This window comes from Citrifermentans bremense (genome assembly GCF_014218275.1).
GTDB lineage: Bacteria > Desulfobacterota > Desulfuromonadia > Geobacterales > Geobacteraceae > Geomonas > Geomonas pelophila.
The window spans coordinates 741,446-756,178 of the sequence record NZ_AP023213.1; the positions used below are offsets into that span (position 1 = coordinate 741,446).

The 14,733-nt window shown below is 61.8% G+C and carries 16 protein-coding genes; 3 read left to right on the forward strand and 13 right to left on the reverse strand.

The annotated features are described in order from the left end of the window. The first annotated feature begins 145 nt into the window (after positions 1–145). From GEOBRER4_RS03155 to GEOBRER4_RS03165, 3 genes are all read left to right on the forward strand, one after another. A complete protein-coding gene (locus tag GEOBRER4_RS03155) occupies positions 146–850 on the forward strand; it encodes an NAD(P)/FAD-dependent oxidoreductase (protein ID WP_185244199.1) in 705 nt (234 codons plus the stop codon). 47 nt (positions 851–897) lie between these two features. Then, on the forward strand, positions 898–1,665 hold the full coding sequence (ttcA, locus tag GEOBRER4_RS03160) for a tRNA 2-thiocytidine(32) synthetase TtcA (RefSeq protein ID WP_085813908.1): 768 nt from the start codon (positions 898–900) through the stop codon (positions 1,663–1,665). Between the two features lie 259 nt (positions 1,666–1,924). Continuing rightward, positions 1,925–2,920, forward strand: coding sequence for a 4Fe-4S binding protein (locus tag GEOBRER4_RS03165; RefSeq protein WP_185244200.1), 996 nt, complete (start codon positions 1,925–1,927; stop codon positions 2,918–2,920). A gap of 172 nt (positions 2,921–3,092) precedes the next feature. Here GEOBRER4_RS03165 and GEOBRER4_RS03170 read toward each other — a convergent pair whose 3' ends face one another. The 13 genes from GEOBRER4_RS03170 to GEOBRER4_RS03230 form a co-directional block, all read right to left on the reverse strand. Then, positions 3,093–3,512, reverse strand: coding sequence for a TraR/DksA family transcriptional regulator (locus tag GEOBRER4_RS03170; protein WP_085813906.1), 420 nt, complete (start codon positions 3,510–3,512; stop codon positions 3,093–3,095). 81 nt (positions 3,513–3,593) lie between these two features. Beyond that, the gene (gene rimO / locus GEOBRER4_RS03175; RefSeq protein WP_185244201.1) at positions 3,594–4,940 is read right to left on the reverse strand and encodes a 30S ribosomal protein S12 methylthiotransferase RimO; all 1,347 of its coding nucleotides are present in this window, start codon (positions 4,938–4,940) and stop codon (positions 3,594–3,596) included. Positions 4,941–4,960: 20 nt separating this feature from the next. After that, the gene (locus GEOBRER4_RS03180) at positions 4,961–5,446 is read right to left on the reverse strand and encodes a YajQ family cyclic di-GMP-binding protein (protein WP_185244202.1); all 486 of its coding nucleotides are present in this window, start codon (positions 5,444–5,446) and stop codon (positions 4,961–4,963) included. Positions 5,447–5,555: 109 nt separating this feature from the next. Continuing rightward, positions 5,556–6,266, reverse strand: a complete 711-nt coding sequence (locus tag GEOBRER4_RS03185) for a LolA family protein (protein ID WP_185244203.1) — start codon at positions 6,264–6,266, stop codon at positions 5,556–5,558. A 117-nt stretch (positions 6,267–6,383) separates the two neighbouring features. Continuing rightward, the gene (locus tag GEOBRER4_RS03190; RefSeq protein ID WP_085813902.1) at positions 6,384–6,986 is read right to left on the reverse strand and encodes a chemotaxis protein CheC; all 603 of its coding nucleotides are present in this window, start codon (positions 6,984–6,986) and stop codon (positions 6,384–6,386) included. 69 nt (positions 6,987–7,055) lie between these two features. Further along, a complete protein-coding gene (locus tag GEOBRER4_RS03195) occupies positions 7,056–8,687 on the reverse strand; it encodes a chemotaxis protein CheA (protein WP_226377873.1) in 1,632 nt (543 codons plus the stop codon). Positions 8,688–8,696: 9 nt separating this feature from the next. Next, positions 8,697–9,062 carry a response regulator gene (locus GEOBRER4_RS03200; RefSeq protein ID WP_185244205.1) on the reverse strand — a complete coding sequence of 122 codons (366 nt, stop codon included), beginning with the start codon at positions 9,060–9,062 and terminating at the stop codon, positions 8,697–8,699. Positions 9,063–9,096: 34 nt separating this feature from the next. Next, positions 9,097–9,537, reverse strand: a complete 441-nt coding sequence (locus tag GEOBRER4_RS03205) for a chemotaxis protein CheW (RefSeq protein WP_085813899.1) — start codon at positions 9,535–9,537, stop codon at positions 9,097–9,099. Next, positions 9,534–10,808, reverse strand: coding sequence for a methyl-accepting chemotaxis protein (locus GEOBRER4_RS03210; protein ID WP_185244206.1), 1,275 nt, complete (start codon positions 10,806–10,808; stop codon positions 9,534–9,536). The genes GEOBRER4_RS03205 and GEOBRER4_RS03210 overlap by 4 nt, the downstream gene beginning before the upstream one ends. A 25-nt stretch (positions 10,809–10,833) precedes the next feature. After that, a complete protein-coding gene (locus GEOBRER4_RS03215; protein ID WP_085813897.1) occupies positions 10,834–11,667 on the reverse strand; it encodes a CheR family methyltransferase in 834 nt (277 codons plus the stop codon). Between the two features lie 457 nt (positions 11,668–12,124). Further along, on the reverse strand, positions 12,125–13,435 hold the full coding sequence (locus GEOBRER4_RS03220) for a pyridoxal phosphate-dependent aminotransferase (RefSeq protein ID WP_085813896.1): 1,311 nt from the start codon (positions 13,433–13,435) through the stop codon (positions 12,125–12,127). Positions 13,436–13,734: 299 nt separating this feature from the next. Further along, entirely contained in the window at positions 13,735–14,304 is a 570-nt protein-coding gene (locus GEOBRER4_RS03225; RefSeq protein WP_185244207.1) for an SH3 domain-containing protein, read from the reverse strand. Further along, entirely contained in the window at positions 14,301–14,654 is a 354-nt protein-coding gene (locus GEOBRER4_RS03230) for a VOC family protein (protein WP_185244208.1), read from the reverse strand. Before GEOBRER4_RS03230 ends, GEOBRER4_RS03225 begins: the two co-directional genes overlap by 4 nt. Between the last annotated feature and the right edge of the window lie 79 nt (positions 14,655–14,733).

The following is a 14,733-nucleotide window of genomic DNA, read 5'->3' on the forward strand; positions in this document are numbered from 1 at the left end:
GACTTTTGGTTTATACCAAAAAGGCCTTTTGCTTTTGCCGTTCCTCAGATTTTCCTCTGTGTACCTCTGTGCCCTCTGTGGTGAGTGCCTTTAATTTTGTCGTATTTGACCTGCATCAATTTAATAACGGACAAAGGAGCAGATGATGACCGAAGCGATGATCAAGAAAGATATCCTCAACAAAGGCGCAATCCTCCAGCGCGACCGCGAAACCTACGCCATCGCGCCGCACATCCCGGGTGGCTTCACCGATACGGCGACGCTCAGGAGGATCTGCGACGTGGCGGACAAGTACAAACTGGAGCTGAAGATCACCTCGGCGCAGCGCATCGCCATGATCGGCGCGAAAGAAGAGGACCTGGACGCCATCTGGAGCGACCTGGCGCAGAACCCCGGCGCGGCCATCGGCCTTTGCGTCAGGAGCGTCAAGATCTGCCCGGGGACCCAGCACTGCAAGAGGGCGGTCCTCGATTCCGCATCGCTCGGGCTCAAGCTGGACCAGATCTACCACGCCATGGAACTTCCCAACAAGATGAAGATGGGGGTCTCCGGCTGCCTCCTCTCCTGCTCGGAATCCGGCGTCAAGGACATCGGGATCGTCGGGCACAACAAGGGATGGCGCATCTTCGTGGGCGGCAACGCCGGCCCCCGGCCGCGCCTGGGCGAGATGCTGGTGGACAACGTGCAGACTGAGGAAGAGGTGCTGGAGATCGTCGCCAAGGTCGTCGAGGTTTACAAGAACGACCCGCAGCAGGGGCGCATCGGCAAGATCATCGAGGATATCGGGATCGAGGCCTTCCGCGCCAGGGTTTTCGGAACCGCTGCCGCGACTGCAGGGAGCGCCAAGTAACATGGACGCAATGACGCAGAACCAGGCGTTATGCGCGGGAGGTTGCCGTGGCGCTTATTGAGGACGCCGCCTTCACCCGGATCAAGAACCGGGTGGGGAGGGCGATAGCTGAATTCGACCTGATCTCCGAGGGGGACCGGGTCGCGGTTGCGGTATCGGGAGGGAAGGATTCCTACACCATGCTGCACATGCTGGAGACCCTGAGAAGGCGCGCGCCGGTACGCTACGAACTGGTGGCGATCAACATCGACTCCGGCTACCGCGGCTACCGCGCCGACATCATCGAGGAACACCTGCGCGAGCACGGCTTCACCTATCACATGGAGAAGACCGACCACTACGACATCATCTCGGAGAAGCGGCGCCCCAACTCCTCGTACTGCTCCATCTGCGCGAGGCTCAAGCGGGGGACGCTCTACACCCTGGCCCAGCAGTACGGCTGCAACAAGCTGGCGCTCGGGCACCACATGGACGACTTCATCGAGACGCTGCTCCTGAACCAGTTCTTCGTGGGCTCCTTGAAGGCGATGGCGCCGAGCATGCTGGCCGACAACGGCGTCACCACCGTGATCAGGCCCTTGGTCTACGTCCCCGAGAAGGAGATAATCCCGTTCTCCCGCAACAACCGCTTCCCCGTGGTCTGCTGCTGTTGCCCGGTCTGCGGCACCGCCGATTTGCAGCGAAAGAAGATGAAGGAGTTGCTGGAGACCCTGGAGCGTGACAACCCCCTGGTGAAGAAGAGCCTTTTGACCGCGCTCTCCAACGTGCATCCGCGCCACTTGCTGGACAAGGGGTTGACCAGGAAGCCCTCCTGACGCAGGTCGGCGACGATGTCCTTCACGGTCAGGTAACCGCAGTAGATGACAATGGGAACTGCTCCTATGACCATCGGTTCCATGTTTGCACCTCCATCCTTTGATGATGCAACCATATCAGGGGGCAGTGACAAAATAAGTCGCAAATGCCGAAGTGGCAACGTAGGGTGGAGGCGATGTTTTCCTCTGTGCCCCCTGTGTGCCTCCGGGACCTCCGTGTTCCGGGGTAGGCCTCTATATAAAAAGCGAAGGTGAGGAAATGGCTGAGAAAAAAGTACAACGGGTAAGAATCGCGGTTCAATGGGGTTTTCTTCTTTTCTCTCTCTACCTGGGGGTGACCTTCTACCGCTTCGTGCAGCACTTCCGCTCCGGCGGCGCCACCCCCTTCGTGGAGCGCCCGGACGGGGTCGAGGCCTTTCTCCCCATCTCCGGCCTGGTCAGCCTCAAGGGGTGGCTCACCTCAGGTTCCATTAACTCGGTCCATCCCGCGGCGCTGGTGGTTCTCCTTTCCGTCATCGCGGTATCGGTCCTTCTGAAGCGCTCCTTCTGCTCCTGGATCTGCCCGGTATCCACCATCACTGAGCTCTGCTGGAAGCTGGGGCACAAGCTCTTCGGGCGCAACTTCCGGGTCTGGCTCTGGCTTGACTGGCTTTTGCGCCCCATAAAGTACCTGCTGGTCCTCTTCTTCCTCTTCTCGATCCTGGTGCTGATGGCGCCGGACAGTGTCGCCTCCTTCATCGTCTCCGACTACAACAAGACGGCCGACGTGAAGATGCTCGACTTCTTCCTGAACCTTTCCGGACTGCCGCTGGCCTTCATCTCGGGTTTCCTGCTCTTGTCCTTCTTTTTCCGGAACCCGTTCTGCCGCTTCCTCTGCCCGTACGGCGCGCTCCTCGGTGTGCTCTCCCGCCTGGCTCCCGCCAAGGTGGAAAGGATGCAGAGCGCCTGCATCTCATGCGGCAGCTGCAACAAGGCCTGCCCGTCCCACCTCGACGTCATGAACGCGAAGCGGGTCTGCTCCGAGGAGTGCATCGGCTGCCTGCGCTGCGTGAGCTCCTGCCCGAAACCCGAGGCGCTGCAGGTGCGCGTCAAGGGAGGGAAGGTGGTCCCGGGCATGGTGTTCGCGGCGCTGGTGGTAGTGATTTTCGTTGGCGGGACCCTGGTGGGGAGGGTGACCGGGCACTGGCACAGCGAGATCCCCAAGGCCGACTACCAGAGGCTGATCAACAACGGCCCGCCGATAGAGCATCCCTGACCCACCACTGGTGAGCCAGATGGAAATCCCCCTAGATCCCACTTTTCAAAGTTGGACTTTGTAAACGAAGAGGGGACGGTATCGCTACCGTCCCCTCTTCGTTTATTCAAGCTTTAAAGCCTTTCCTCAGATTCTCCTCTGTGTCCTCTGTGGTGAAAGCCTTTCGTCTGGTTTAACCTTCTTCTTCCTCGCCCAGTGCAATCTCGCGGTAGGCGCGGTCTTCTTCGAAACGCTTGGTCTGTGCCTGCTGCTTCTCGAGATCTGCCTTGCATTTGACGCAGTGGCGTGCAAAGGGGACGATCTTGAGCCTTCCGATGGGAATCTCTTCCTCGCACTCCTCGCAGATGCCGTATTCACCTTCTTCGAGCCGCAGCAGCGCCTCGTCGATGTGGCGCAGCTTTTCACGCTCCCGGTCCCCCAGCAAAAGGCCGAGCTCGCGGTCGCGCTCGCTGGAAGCCTGGTCGTAGATATCGCCGCTCGGTTCGTTAACGGGGATATCGGAACCAGACTTCACAGTCTTGTTGATCTCTTTAAGCGTCTCCTCTTTCATTTTGAGGAGCATCGCTTTCATTTCTTCCGGTTTTTCATTCATGTAAAAATACACTCCGTACTGTTGGTGTCCCTCAAAGCGACGCAATAATACAGCAATAGAGGTTCATGTCAAGTAGAAAGCCTAGTCTACGATTTCCCCTATCAGGTCGTAATCAGAGGAATCTGTGATCTTCAATCTTACTATGTCACCGACATTGGCATTGCCTGCGGTGATATATACGAGACCGTCGACATCGGGTGCCTGTCTTGAAGATCTACCTTTGAGCAAGAGCTCGGTTTCTTCGCTGTAGCCCTCGACAAGTACATCCTCTTCGCTGTCCACGAGCGTCCTGTTGTGCTTGAAGGAAACCCGCGCCTGGGTCCGCATCAGCTTCTTGTGGCGCTCCCTCTTGACCCGCTCGGATACCTGGTCGGGCATATCGGCAGCGGGGGTCCCTTCCTCCTTGGAGTAGCAGAAGACCCCAAGGCGGTCGAAGCGGGTCTCTTCGACGAACTGCAGCAGCTTCTTGAAGTCCTCCGTGGTCTCGCCAGGGAAGCCGACGATGAGCGAGGTCCTGATGGCGATGTCCGGTATCTCCCGGCGCAGCTTGGCGATCAGGGTCCTGATGTGGTTCTCGCCGCTTCTGCGCTTCATGTTGGTGAGCACCGGGTCGCTTATGTGCTGGATGGGGAGGTCGAGGTACTTGCAGACCTTGGGCTCGTCCTTGATCAGCTGGATCAGCGAGTCGGTCACCCCGTCAGGATAGGCGTAGAGAAGCCTGATCCACTTGAGCTTCTCCATCTTGGCCAGCTCCTTGATCAGTAGCTCCAGCGTGGGCTTGTCCTCAAGGTCGCGTCCGTAGGCGGTGATGTCCTGGGCGATCAGGTTCAGCTCCTTCACCCCTCCCTCGACCAGCGCCCTGGCCTCGGCCAGGAGCGTCGCCAGAGGGCGCGAGCGGTGGGCGCCGCGCAAGGACGGGATGACGCAGTAGGAGCAGTTGTTGGAGCACCCTTCGGCTATCTTCAGGTAGGCCGTGTAGTGCGGCGAGGACTGCAGCCGCGGGACCTCGTCGTTGTAGACGAAGTTGGGGTCGCCGGTGTAGCAGAGCTGCTCCTCGGTCTTTTTCTTCTCGGCGATGATCTCCGCGATGCGCGGGTAGTCGCCGGTGCCGATGAAGATGTCCACCTCGGGTAGCTCCTTGGCGAGCTCCTGCTGGTAGCGCTGCGGCAGGCATCCGGTGACGATGAGGAGCTTGCAGCGCGCATCGTGCTTCCTGTCGGCCAGGTCCAGGATGGTGTCGATGCTCTCCTGTTTGGCCTCTTTTATGAAGGAGCAGGTGTTGACCACGATGATGTCGGCCTGGGTCTCGTCGGTGGTCACCTCGTACTCGTCCTGCGACAGGTACCCGAGCATCACCTCGGCGTCCACCAGGTTCTTCGGGCAGCCCAGGCTCACCAGGCTCACTTTTTCCTTAATCTTCTCGCTCAAAAAAAACCCCTCTTACTTTTCTAGCTTCTGAAGTTCACGAACTGCATGTCGATGTCGAGGTCTTTGCCTTTCAGCACCCGGATCACCTCCTGCAGGTCGTCTATGTTCTTGCCGGTGACCCGGAGCTGGTCGTCCTGGATCTGGCTTTGCACCTTGAGCTTGGTCTCCTTGATGACCTGGCCGATCTCCTTCGCCTTCTCCTTGGAGATCCCCACCTGCAGGGTGATGATCTGCCGCACCATGCTGCCGGAAGCCTGCTCGGCTTTTCCGTACTGCAGCGCCTTGGGGGAGATGTTGCGCTTGATGAACTTGGACTGCAGGATGTCGATGACCGCCTTCAGCTTGAAGTCGTCGTCGGCTAGGACCTTGATGCTTTCCTTCTCCAGGGTCACTTCGCACTTCGACCCCTTGAAGTCGTAGCGCTGGGAGATCTCCTTCACGGTCTGATTGATGGCGTTGTCGACCTCCTGCATGTCGACCTTGGAAACGATGTCGAAAGACGGCATAGAACCCCTCCTTAAAATCAGATTAAGATTAAGAAAACCAACCCGCTTTAAGGCTTCCCTGGTTCCTACTCAATCTTAATCTGTTTCATTCTCAATCTGCTTCATCTCTTTATCTATTCTTCACCACTTCGACCCCCGCGGGGATCTTGAAGCTGAACTTGCCGCTGGAGATGCCGCGGTTGGTCTTCACGTCGCTGAACTCCATCCGGGTGCTGTTTCCGGCCTGGTCCACCACGGTGGAGGAGACGACGGGGAACGGGGTGCCGGGACGCCCCTTGGCCACGAAGGTTTCCACCGCCTTGCCGTCTATGACCAGCAGGAGTTTCGCCATGGCCGGGCTCTTCCTGTTGGGGATCAGCTCCAGCTGGTAGTTGCCGTTTTTATCACGCTGCTGGTCGGCGAAGCCGATCTTGAAGTCCCTGGAGACCTGCCCCAGGCCGGCCAGGTAGTTCATGGCGATGCCGTTTCCCGCCTCGAAGAGCTGGGAAAGGTCCATGATCATCACCTGTTTCTGGTCCGGAAGGTAGTACCACACCGTCTTGCCGTTGGAGACGATCTGCTGCTTGGGCTTCGTGTAGTTGAAGCGGAACATGGAGTCCTTGCCGCTACCCTTCTTGATCAGGAGCTCGCCTCCCCCCTTCTCCTCGCGCCGCATCGCCCTGATGACGCTGCGCTGGCTGAATTCCGCCTGCAGGTCGTTCAGATTCGCGTAACCCTGCTCCAGGGTGCGGACCACCTGCGAAAGTTCGGCAGCAAAGGAGAGCGTGGCGGAAAGTACAACCAGCGCGAAGACTAGCATCGACACTCTGATCGATTTCATGTTGACCTCTGAAAAGTAGTGAAGGTCTCGGGCAAGGGCTCGGGACCTCTCAGTGTGTTGCTGTGGCAGCGATTTGACCGGGCATTTTGACACACAACCCGATGGCGCGCAACCATTTCATTGCTTTTCCAGCGCAGCCAGCATCGCCTCCAGCGAGGAGGTGGCCGGTACCAGGAAGATGCTCCCGCCGCAGAAGGCGTCGGAAACGGAGAACATGGTGTCGATCATGACGATGCTCTCGCTTTCACCACCCTGTTCCTTGATCCGCGCGAAGAGCGCCTCGCCGCTGCCGCTCATAAGCGTCGGGACCGAGGGGAGCAGCGTCATCTTCAGCGTGTTTCCCAAGGCGTTCAGGCAGGCGGAGGCGAGGATGTTGCCGACCTCCATCAGGGTCGCCCGCTCCAGCTCGGAGAGCGGGGCGCCCGGCTTAGGCGCGGTCCCCAGCAAAAGCTCCACGACGCGCAGCGCGTTTTTGTGGGGGAGGAGGATCAGGATGCTGCCCCGCACGTTGCCCAGGATTTGCAGGTGCAGCGCGGTCACCTCCTGCCCCTCGATCAGGCCGGCGAACTTCGCGTTGTCCACGAACTTAAGGCGCGGGACCTCGATGGAAACCCCCTTCCCCATCAACTGCGACAGGGCGGTCGCGGCATGTTCCATCCCGATTTTGCAGACCTCGGTCAGTGCGGCCAGTTCGGCCTGTTGCAGGGCGGGGTTGGGCATGGTGTAAGCCTCCGGGTTAGACGTTGCCCCGGCCGAAGCCGCGGGGTGGCAGTTTTTGCGCCGCCAGGATCACAAAAGGCCCGCCAGGTCGAGGATGGTGACGATCTCCCCGTCGCCGAGGGTCGCCCCGCCGGCAAGACCGGCCATCTTGCAAAGCGGCCTGCCGAACGGTTTTACGAAAAGTTCGTGCTGTCCCAGGAACCGGTCCACCACGATGCCGACCCGCCGCCCCTTCGCCTCGGTCACGAATAGCGGCAGGATCCCGCTGGGAAAGCGCCCCAGGGGGAGTCCCAGGATCCGGTTCAGGCTCAGAAGCGGGATCGCCTCGCCCTCCAGCTGGAACATCTGCCGCTTCCCCATGGTCTCGATCTCGTGGCGTGCGAGCTCCACGGTGCGCAGCACCGCGGTCACCGGCACCGCTGCCTTCACCCGACCGCACTGCACCACCAGCCCGTGGATGATGGCGATGATCATGGGGAGCCTGAGGGTGAAGGTGCTCCCCTGCCCGGGCTCGCTCTCGATCACCAGGGTCCCCCCAAGCTTTTGGATCGCCGCGTTGACCGCGTCCATGCCGACGCCGCGCCCCGAGATGTCGGTGACGACCTTGGCGGTAGAGAAGCCGGGGATGCAGGAGAGCATCAGCGCCTGGCGCGGCGACAGGAGCGCCCCCTCCTCGGGGGTGATCACCCCCTTGGCGATAGCCGCTTCGATCATCTTCTGCGGCTCCATCCCACGGCCGTCGTCGCTTACCTGGATCGAGATCCGGTCCCGGTCGCGTGAGACCGTGAGCCTCACCGTCCCGCGCGGGGGCTTGCCCTGCGTCGCCCGCTCGGCGCTCTCCTCCATGCCGTGGTCGACGGCGTTTCTGAGGATGTGGTTCAGCGGGTCGACCAGCTGCTCCAGCATGCCACGGTCCATGCCGATCTCGCGGCCGGAGAGCTCGAAGTTGATCTCCTTGCCGCTTTTCTTGGCGAGGCTTCGGACCGAGCGCTGGAAGCGGTCGCAGATCGCCTCGAAGGGCATAAGGCGCACCTTCATGACCTCGTCGTGCAGGGCGCGCAGAAGCTTTCCCGTTTCGGAGACCGCGTCGTTCAAGGCTGGGCTAGCCACTTCCTGCGCCACGTTCAAGAGCCGGTGCTTGTTGGTGATCAGCTCGCCGGTCAGGTTGATCAGGTGGTCCAGGAGCTCGGTATGCACCCGCACCGTGCCGCTCGCCTCGCCCGCCGGCTCCTTCGCCTTCTCGGGCTCGGCCGCAGGCGCTGTCCCCGCCTGGGGCGCCGGGTGCTCCGCCGGGGGCTCTCCCGCCGGCGCTCCCTGCTGCTTCGCAGGCGCGGGCGTGTATCCCCTGAGTCTCTCGGCGAAGTCCCCCGGGGGGCGGGTGCACTCGCGGTCCGCCTCCACGTCGGAGAGCATGGCGTCGATCAGGTCCACCCCTTCAAGGAGCAGGTCGGCCACCCCCGCCTCGAAAGAGAGCGCCCCCTCACGGACCCGCGCCATCAGGTCCTCCATGCTGTGTGCGACCACCACCACGTCGCCGTACTCCATGGAGGCGGCCATCCCCTTGAGCGAATGGGCTCCCCTGAACAGGGCGTCGACGGCGCTTCTCTCCACCGGGGACTGCTCCAGGGCGACCACCTGGTCTGCGATGGTCTTCAGGTACTCCCTGCTCTCGGAGAGGAAGAGGCTTTTGTACTGCGACATGTCCATCCGCTATCCCTCGGCCACTTCCTTCAGGGTGCGCGCCACGAGCTCGGGGTTGAACGGTTTCAGGATGAACGCCTTGGCCCCGGCCTTGGCGGCCGCCTCGGTCATCGATTCCTGCCCGATGGCCGAGCACATCACCACGCGCGCCTGCGGGTTGAGCGCCATGATTATCTGCAGCGCCTCGATGCCGGTCTTATTGGGCATCACGATGTCCAGCGTGACGAGGTCTGGGCGGCATTCCCGGTACTTTGCCACCGCCTCGTCGCCGTCGGACGCCTCGGCGATCACTTCGTACCCCTCTTCGCTGAGGATGTCGCGGAGCATCTTTCTCATGAATAAAGAATCGTCAACTATCATGACCGTCGTGGCCATAGCTTTCCTCCTGGTTGCTTCGAATCTTGAGCCACTACGACTGCATGCGGGGCGGGGACTGGGAAAGTCCCTCCTCCAGTCCGCTGATCAGCGCCTCCAGCTGCAAAAGGCGCACGCGCCCCCTGGGGGTCTCCAGGTACGCCTCGGTGAGCGGGCCGTCCCCGGGCTCTTCACCGGTGACGAGGTCGGAGGCGATGATGGCGCTCACCGCGTCGACCTTGAGCGCCAGGTGGGCGAGCCTCGGGTCGAGCACGAGGAGCTTGCCGGGAAGCGGCCGGCTCTTGAGGCCCAGGTAAAGCGCCAGGTCCACGAGAGCGGTGAGGTTGCCGTGGAAATTGATCAGCCCGAGGTAATGCGCCGGGGCGCCCGCGAACGGGTAGCTTCTCTGGGGCTCCATCACCTCGCCTATCTGCTGCAGGCTCAAGGCGAGCTCCTCTCCCCCCAGGGTGAAAAGGATCAGCCGCTCCGGGATCACAGCCCCGGCTCCCCTTGCACCTGGAACCTCTCCACGGAGCGGAGCAGTTCCTCGGCGAGCTTGGAGAGCTCCTGGGTCTGGAACACCATCTCCTGCATGGCGGAATGCTGCTCCTCGGTCGCGGCGGAGACCTCCTCGGTGGAGGCGGCGTTGTCCTCGGCCACCTTGGCTATCTCGTCGACCATGCTCACCATCTTTTCCGCGCCGGTGGTCTGCATCTGCGACAGGTCGGCGATGGAGTTGGCCTTGCGCTCGGTGTCGACGACGGTGGCGAGGATCTCCCGGAACGCTTCCGCCGTGGTGTCGACGTTCTTCTTGCCGGCGATGATGCCGCGCGAGCTGTCGGTGATGGTCTCCTGGAGCTTCCGGCTTTCCATCTTCACCAGGTCGATCATCTCGACGATGTCGGTGGCGCTCTTCGCGCTGCCGTCGGCGAGCTTTCTCACCTCTTCGGCCACGACGCCGAACCCCTTGCCGTATTCGCCGGCGCGGGCCGCCTCGATGGAGGCGTTCAGGGCTAGGAGGTTCGTCTGGCGCGCCATGTCCACGATGAAGTCAGCGATCTTCCCTACCTGCTGCAGCTTGCCGTTCAAGTCCATGAACTGCATCCCGATCAGCTCGACGCTGTCGAAGAAGCTCTTCATCCGCTCCAGCGAGTCGTTGGCGAGATCGCCGCCGCGCTGCGCGGTGATGCTGGTCTCGCGCGCGGCCTTGGCTGTTTCCCTGGCCCGGCGCGCCACGAGGTCGACCGAGATGGCCATCTCGTGGATCACCTTGGAGCTGCGGGAGAGCATTTCAGCCTGGGTCTCGGCGCCGCCGGAGATCTGCTCGATCGCCTGTGCCACCTCTTCGGTGGAGGCGTTTATCTCCAGCGCCGTGGAGTTGAGGGTCCTGGAGGATTCCGACACCCTTTCCGCCGTCTCCCTGATCTGGAGCACCAGGGTTCTCAGGCTCGCCAGCATGGCGTTGATGGAGACGGCCATGCTGTGGGTCTCGTCGGGGAAGCGGGTGACCGGGAATTCGAGGTCGCTGGAGAGGTCCCCTTCGCTGATCGACTCGGTGGCCCCGCGCAGAAGGGCGATGTTCTTTGTGAAGCTCTTGGAGAAGAAGGAGCCCAGGATGAGCCCTATGGTGAGCGCGACCACGTAGGAGAGCACGTTGGTGATTTCGGGGGAGTATTCCAAGGCAGCCACCCACGAGGGGACAAAGGCTACGGCCGCGACGACGGTCAAAAATCCGAGGATGAACTTGTACCCGATCTGAATGTACATTGGGTCGAACTCCTTTTTCTGCTGGTTAGGCGATGGCCCGGTAGATGCGCTCCACGGGGCAGAAGGTCTTGAAACGGTGGCGGGGGGTGCCAAAAAGCGTCTCCGACTTCCCCAGCACCAGGTAACCGCCAGGGACCAGTGCATCGGCGAAGCCGTTCAGGACGGTCTCCTGGCGCTCTCTCTCGAAATAGATCAGCACGTTGCGGCAAAGCACCAGGTCGCAGCGCGGCCACTCCTGCGGCTGGTTCAGGTCAGCCTGGCTGAAGCTTACCAGGGAGCGGATCTCCCGGGCCAGGCGCAAGCGCCCGTCGTGCGGGGTGAACCAGCGCGACAAGAGCTCGGGCGGGACCTCGGCCAGCCGGTCCGGGTGGTAGAGCCCTTCTCTTGCCTGCTCCAGGGTCGAGGCGTCGACGTCCACGGCGCGAAGCGAGATGCGCCCCTCTTCCAGCGCCTGGGGAAAACGCTCCCTGAGGATCAGGGCCAGCGTGTACGGCTCCTCGCCCCCCGCGCAGCCGACGCTCAGTATGTTGAGTTCCCCGCGCTCGGCCAGGAGCTGCGGCAGGATCTCGACGGCAAGCCTTTCGAAGACTGTGGGGTTCCGGAAGAAGTGGGAAACGTGGATGGTGAGCACCCGCAGCAGGCGCTCCTGCTCGGCTGGGCTCTCGGTCAAAAGCAGGCCGTACGCCTCGGGGGAGGGGGACTGGGTGGCGCGGACCCTGATGTGTATGCGCCTTTTGACGCATTTGTCCTTGTAACCGTCCAGGGTGAAGCCGGAGCGCGCCTTCAGGACGCGGCCTATGACGTCGAAGGTTTCCGGGGCGATGTCGGCTTCGGTGCCGCCTTTCAAACCGTCTACCATCGTGGGTCGCCCTTTGCCGGGCACTGCCGCCTGCCTCGCTTGCTCGAGGACATTGGAACCTCTGCTGGGGAAATTGGTGGGACGCGAGCGCAAATGGAAAAAGGAATACCATAGTTGCGCCGCTAAAGTCAATCAACACGCAGCCTTGTCCCCCTTCTCCAGCCGGCGCTTCCTGCACGCTCCCACCTCCTCTTTTCCCCCGGGGAAAAGGGGCCGATTCCTCCTTGAAAAGGTTCTTCGGTAATTGTGAGGAACGTGGATCACTTTTGCCCACGAAGCGCGCGCCAGGCCTGACGTTCCCCCTTCGCGACGGGCCTGCGCGCCGTAGCGTTTCGGTCCGCGAAGGCGGGAGGGGGGCAGGGGGGATTTGTTTTTTGGCCTCTTCGCGGACGAACTAGCGGAGGGCCGTCGCTGGTCCAGCAAAGAAAAAGCCCCGCTTGCGGCGGGGCTTTTTCGGCTACTTCGACGAGGCGAGGTAGGTGGCGATGTTCTCGGTCAAGGTACGGTAGATCCTGCGGCATTCCGCCTCGTCGCGCTCCAGAAGGGTGACCCTGAACCCCAGAAGCTCCGTGTTGAAGGAGGAGAGGGGAACCACGCAGATCCCGGTGTGCGCCAGGATGTAGTAGACGAAGCGCTTGTCCGGCGCCACCCCCGGCTGGTTCACGATCCCCTCCACCAGCTCCCGGATCTCCGGGTTCTTGATGGGGAGGGTCTGGGTGCCGTTCAGGACCCCCGGCTTGAAGGGGACCGCCATGTAGAAGGCGCCGTTGGTGCGGTTCACCGCCAGCTCCGGCACCTTCGAGAGCGCCTCGTAGGTGATGTTGCTCATTCGCTCGTAGCGGGTGATGCGCTCGTTCAGGTAGTTGTGGTACTCGGGGTGCTTCATCACGGCCGGCAGGCAGCGCTGCGGCAGCGTGGTGGAGCAGACCTCGTTCATCTTCGAGGAGAGGATGGCGTTGACGAACTTGTTGAAACGCGCGTCGCGGTCGGCGTTGTATACCTCGATCCAGCCGCAGCGGGACCCGGGCCAGGGGAGCTCTTTCGAGATACCCTTCATGGCGATGGCGGGGACCTCTCCGATCACGTCGGAGATGGGGACCGTCTTCTCGCCGTTGTAGACGATGTTGCTGTACACCTCGTCGGCGATGATGAACAGGTCGTATTTCCTCGCGATCTCGACGATCTGCTTCAGCACCTCCACCGGGTACACCATGCCGGTCGGGTTGTCCGGGTTGATCATCATGATCCCCGCGATCTGCGGGTTGTACTTCACGTGGCACTCGAGGTCGTCCATGTCTGGGTACCAGTTGTCCTCGGGCTTCAAGCGGTAGCAGACCGGCACCGCGTTGGCGTGGGCCGCCTCGCCGATGGAGTGGGTGGTGTAGGTGGGGGAGGGCATGAGCACGCGGCTTTCGGGGCGCAGGTTGCCGTACACCTTGGCGATGGCGTCGCCCAGGCCGTTGAAGAAGATGATGTCGTCGGGGGTGATCTGCGCGCCGCCGCGCTTGTTGGTGAGCTCGCAGATGAACTCGCGGGTTTCCAGGACGCCGCGGGTCGGGCAGTAGGCGTAACTGTCGTCGTTCATCGCCTCGGCAGCCACGATCTCCTTCATCCAGAGCGGGATGTTCTCGCCCTTGACGATGGGGTCGCCTATGTTCTCCCAGTTGATCTTCACCCCTAAGCGTTGCACCTTCTCGGCAACTGTAACGATGTTCCTGATTTCGTAGGTCAGTTCTCCCGCGCCGGGAGCGACGATCTCGTTGCGCATTCTTTTTCCCCCTAGGACGTTATGCGTTTATTACAGCCGAAGCCGGATTTTGTATAAAAAAAGGCCGCGGGGGTCCCCCACGGCCTTCAGTTTCTTGTTTTCTGAATCAGCAGTGGCGGCTCTAGAAGGGTCTGGCCGCTGCTGCCGCGTGGACGGAGCCACGAGATGTAACGCTGTTAGTATACATGACGCCTCAAATAGCATGAGGATATCTGGATGTCAATGTTTTTCATGAATCTGGAGATCTTACTCCGGAGGACCCGAAAAAAGTCCCTCTCCGTAAGGGGGATTCAGGGTGATTAGCGGGAGCTCTGCAAGGATACGGTGAGACGCCCGTCGGGGTCGCGCCACCTGAACCAGCCGGAGGGACGCTCCAGCTTCACCCAGTCCTCCTCGACTTCCATAACCTGCACCAGCTGGTCCCGGGTAAGCGAGGCGATTTCCGCCGCATCTTCTGCGGGCGCACCCTTCAGCGAGTACCACCCCTTCTTGAGCCCAGGGAGCACGCGGACTGTGCGGCCGGGAAGGAATTCGTCCCAGCTCGCATAGTCCCAGCCGCGTTGCTGCTCCAGCCACCCCTGCCGTCCCGCGTCGTCGAGCGAGAGCCTTGTCCATCTGCCGCGCCGCTCGCTTGCGGCCAGAAGCGGCTCCAGTCCGTCGCCCGCCAACCGCGGCAGCGCAGCTGCGCTCTTTTCGGCGACACGCAAAAGCCCCGGCTCGCGGTAAAGCGCAAGGGGCTCCGGCTCCAGCGCCCCCCACTGCCTCAGCTTAAGGATGCCGCAGCCGCTATAGGGGCGCGGCGCGGGAGGGGCCGCGTAGGCCGCGCCTGCGGCAAGCGCTATCAGGAGCAGAGAGGCGGAAAGCCTCACATCTCCACCAGAGCGAACTCGTTGCCGTCCGGGTCGGCCACTACGGCCATCTTCCCGTAGGGGGTCACCATCAGCGGCTCGGTGAAGCGGGCCCCCGCGGCGCTCAGCTTGGCGCAGAGCTCCTCGAGCCCCTTGACGTTCAAGGTGATGCCGGTGTGGCGGCCGACGAGCTTCTTCGCGTCCTCGTGCATGGCAAGTGCTACGCCGAGTGCGGTCCCCTCGGCGGGAAGGAACTCCATCATGTATTCGGTCTCCTGCCCGGGGGCGAGACCGAGCTGCTCGCGGTAAAACCTGCGCGCAGCCGGGAAGTCGTTGACGAATACCACGATATTCTTAATTTTTTCTACCATTGGAACCGCCTTAGATGATATTGTGCGAAAGCGTTTCAATACATAGCAGAGTGGGCGGGCGCTGGCAAGCGGTATTCGG

Coding starts and splice junctions, on each gene's coding strand:
- GEOBRER4_RS03165 (WP_185244200.1), top strand. CDS start 1,925: ATGGCTGAGAAAAAAGTACAACGGGTAAGAATCGCGGTTCAATGGGGT.
- GEOBRER4_RS03200 (WP_185244205.1), bottom strand. CDS start 9,062: ATGGCCACGACGGTCATGATAGTTGACGATTCTTTATTCATGAGAAAG.
- GEOBRER4_RS03180 (WP_185244202.1), bottom strand. CDS start 5,446: ATGCCGTCTTTCGACATCGTTTCCAAGGTCGACATGCAGGAGGTCGAC.
- GEOBRER4_RS03220 (WP_085813896.1), bottom strand. CDS start 13,435: ATGCGCAACGAGATCGTCGCTCCCGGCGCGGGAGAACTGACCTACGAA.
- GEOBRER4_RS03230 (WP_185244208.1), bottom strand. CDS start 14,654: ATGGTAGAAAAAATTAAGAATATCGTGGTATTCGTCAACGACTTCCCG.
- GEOBRER4_RS03155 (WP_185244199.1), top strand. CDS start 146: ATGACCGAAGCGATGATCAAGAAAGATATCCTCAACAAAGGCGCAATC.
- GEOBRER4_RS03170 (WP_085813906.1), bottom strand. CDS start 3,512: ATGAATGAAAAACCGGAAGAAATGAAAGCGATGCTCCTCAAAATGAAA.
- GEOBRER4_RS03210 (WP_185244206.1), bottom strand. CDS start 10,808: ATGTACATTCAGATCGGGTACAAGTTCATCCTCGGATTTTTGACCGTC.
- GEOBRER4_RS03185 (WP_185244203.1), bottom strand. CDS start 6,266: ATGAAATCGATCAGAGTGTCGATGCTAGTCTTCGCGCTGGTTGTACTT.
- GEOBRER4_RS03195 (WP_226377873.1), bottom strand. CDS start 8,687: ATGTCGCAGTACAAAAGCCTCTTCCTCTCCGAGAGCAGGGAGTACCTG.
- GEOBRER4_RS03215 (WP_085813897.1), bottom strand. CDS start 11,667: ATGGTAGACGGTTTGAAAGGCGGCACCGAAGCCGACATCGCCCCGGAA.
- GEOBRER4_RS03190 (WP_085813902.1), bottom strand. CDS start 6,986: ATGCCCAACCCCGCCCTGCAACAGGCCGAACTGGCCGCACTGACCGAG.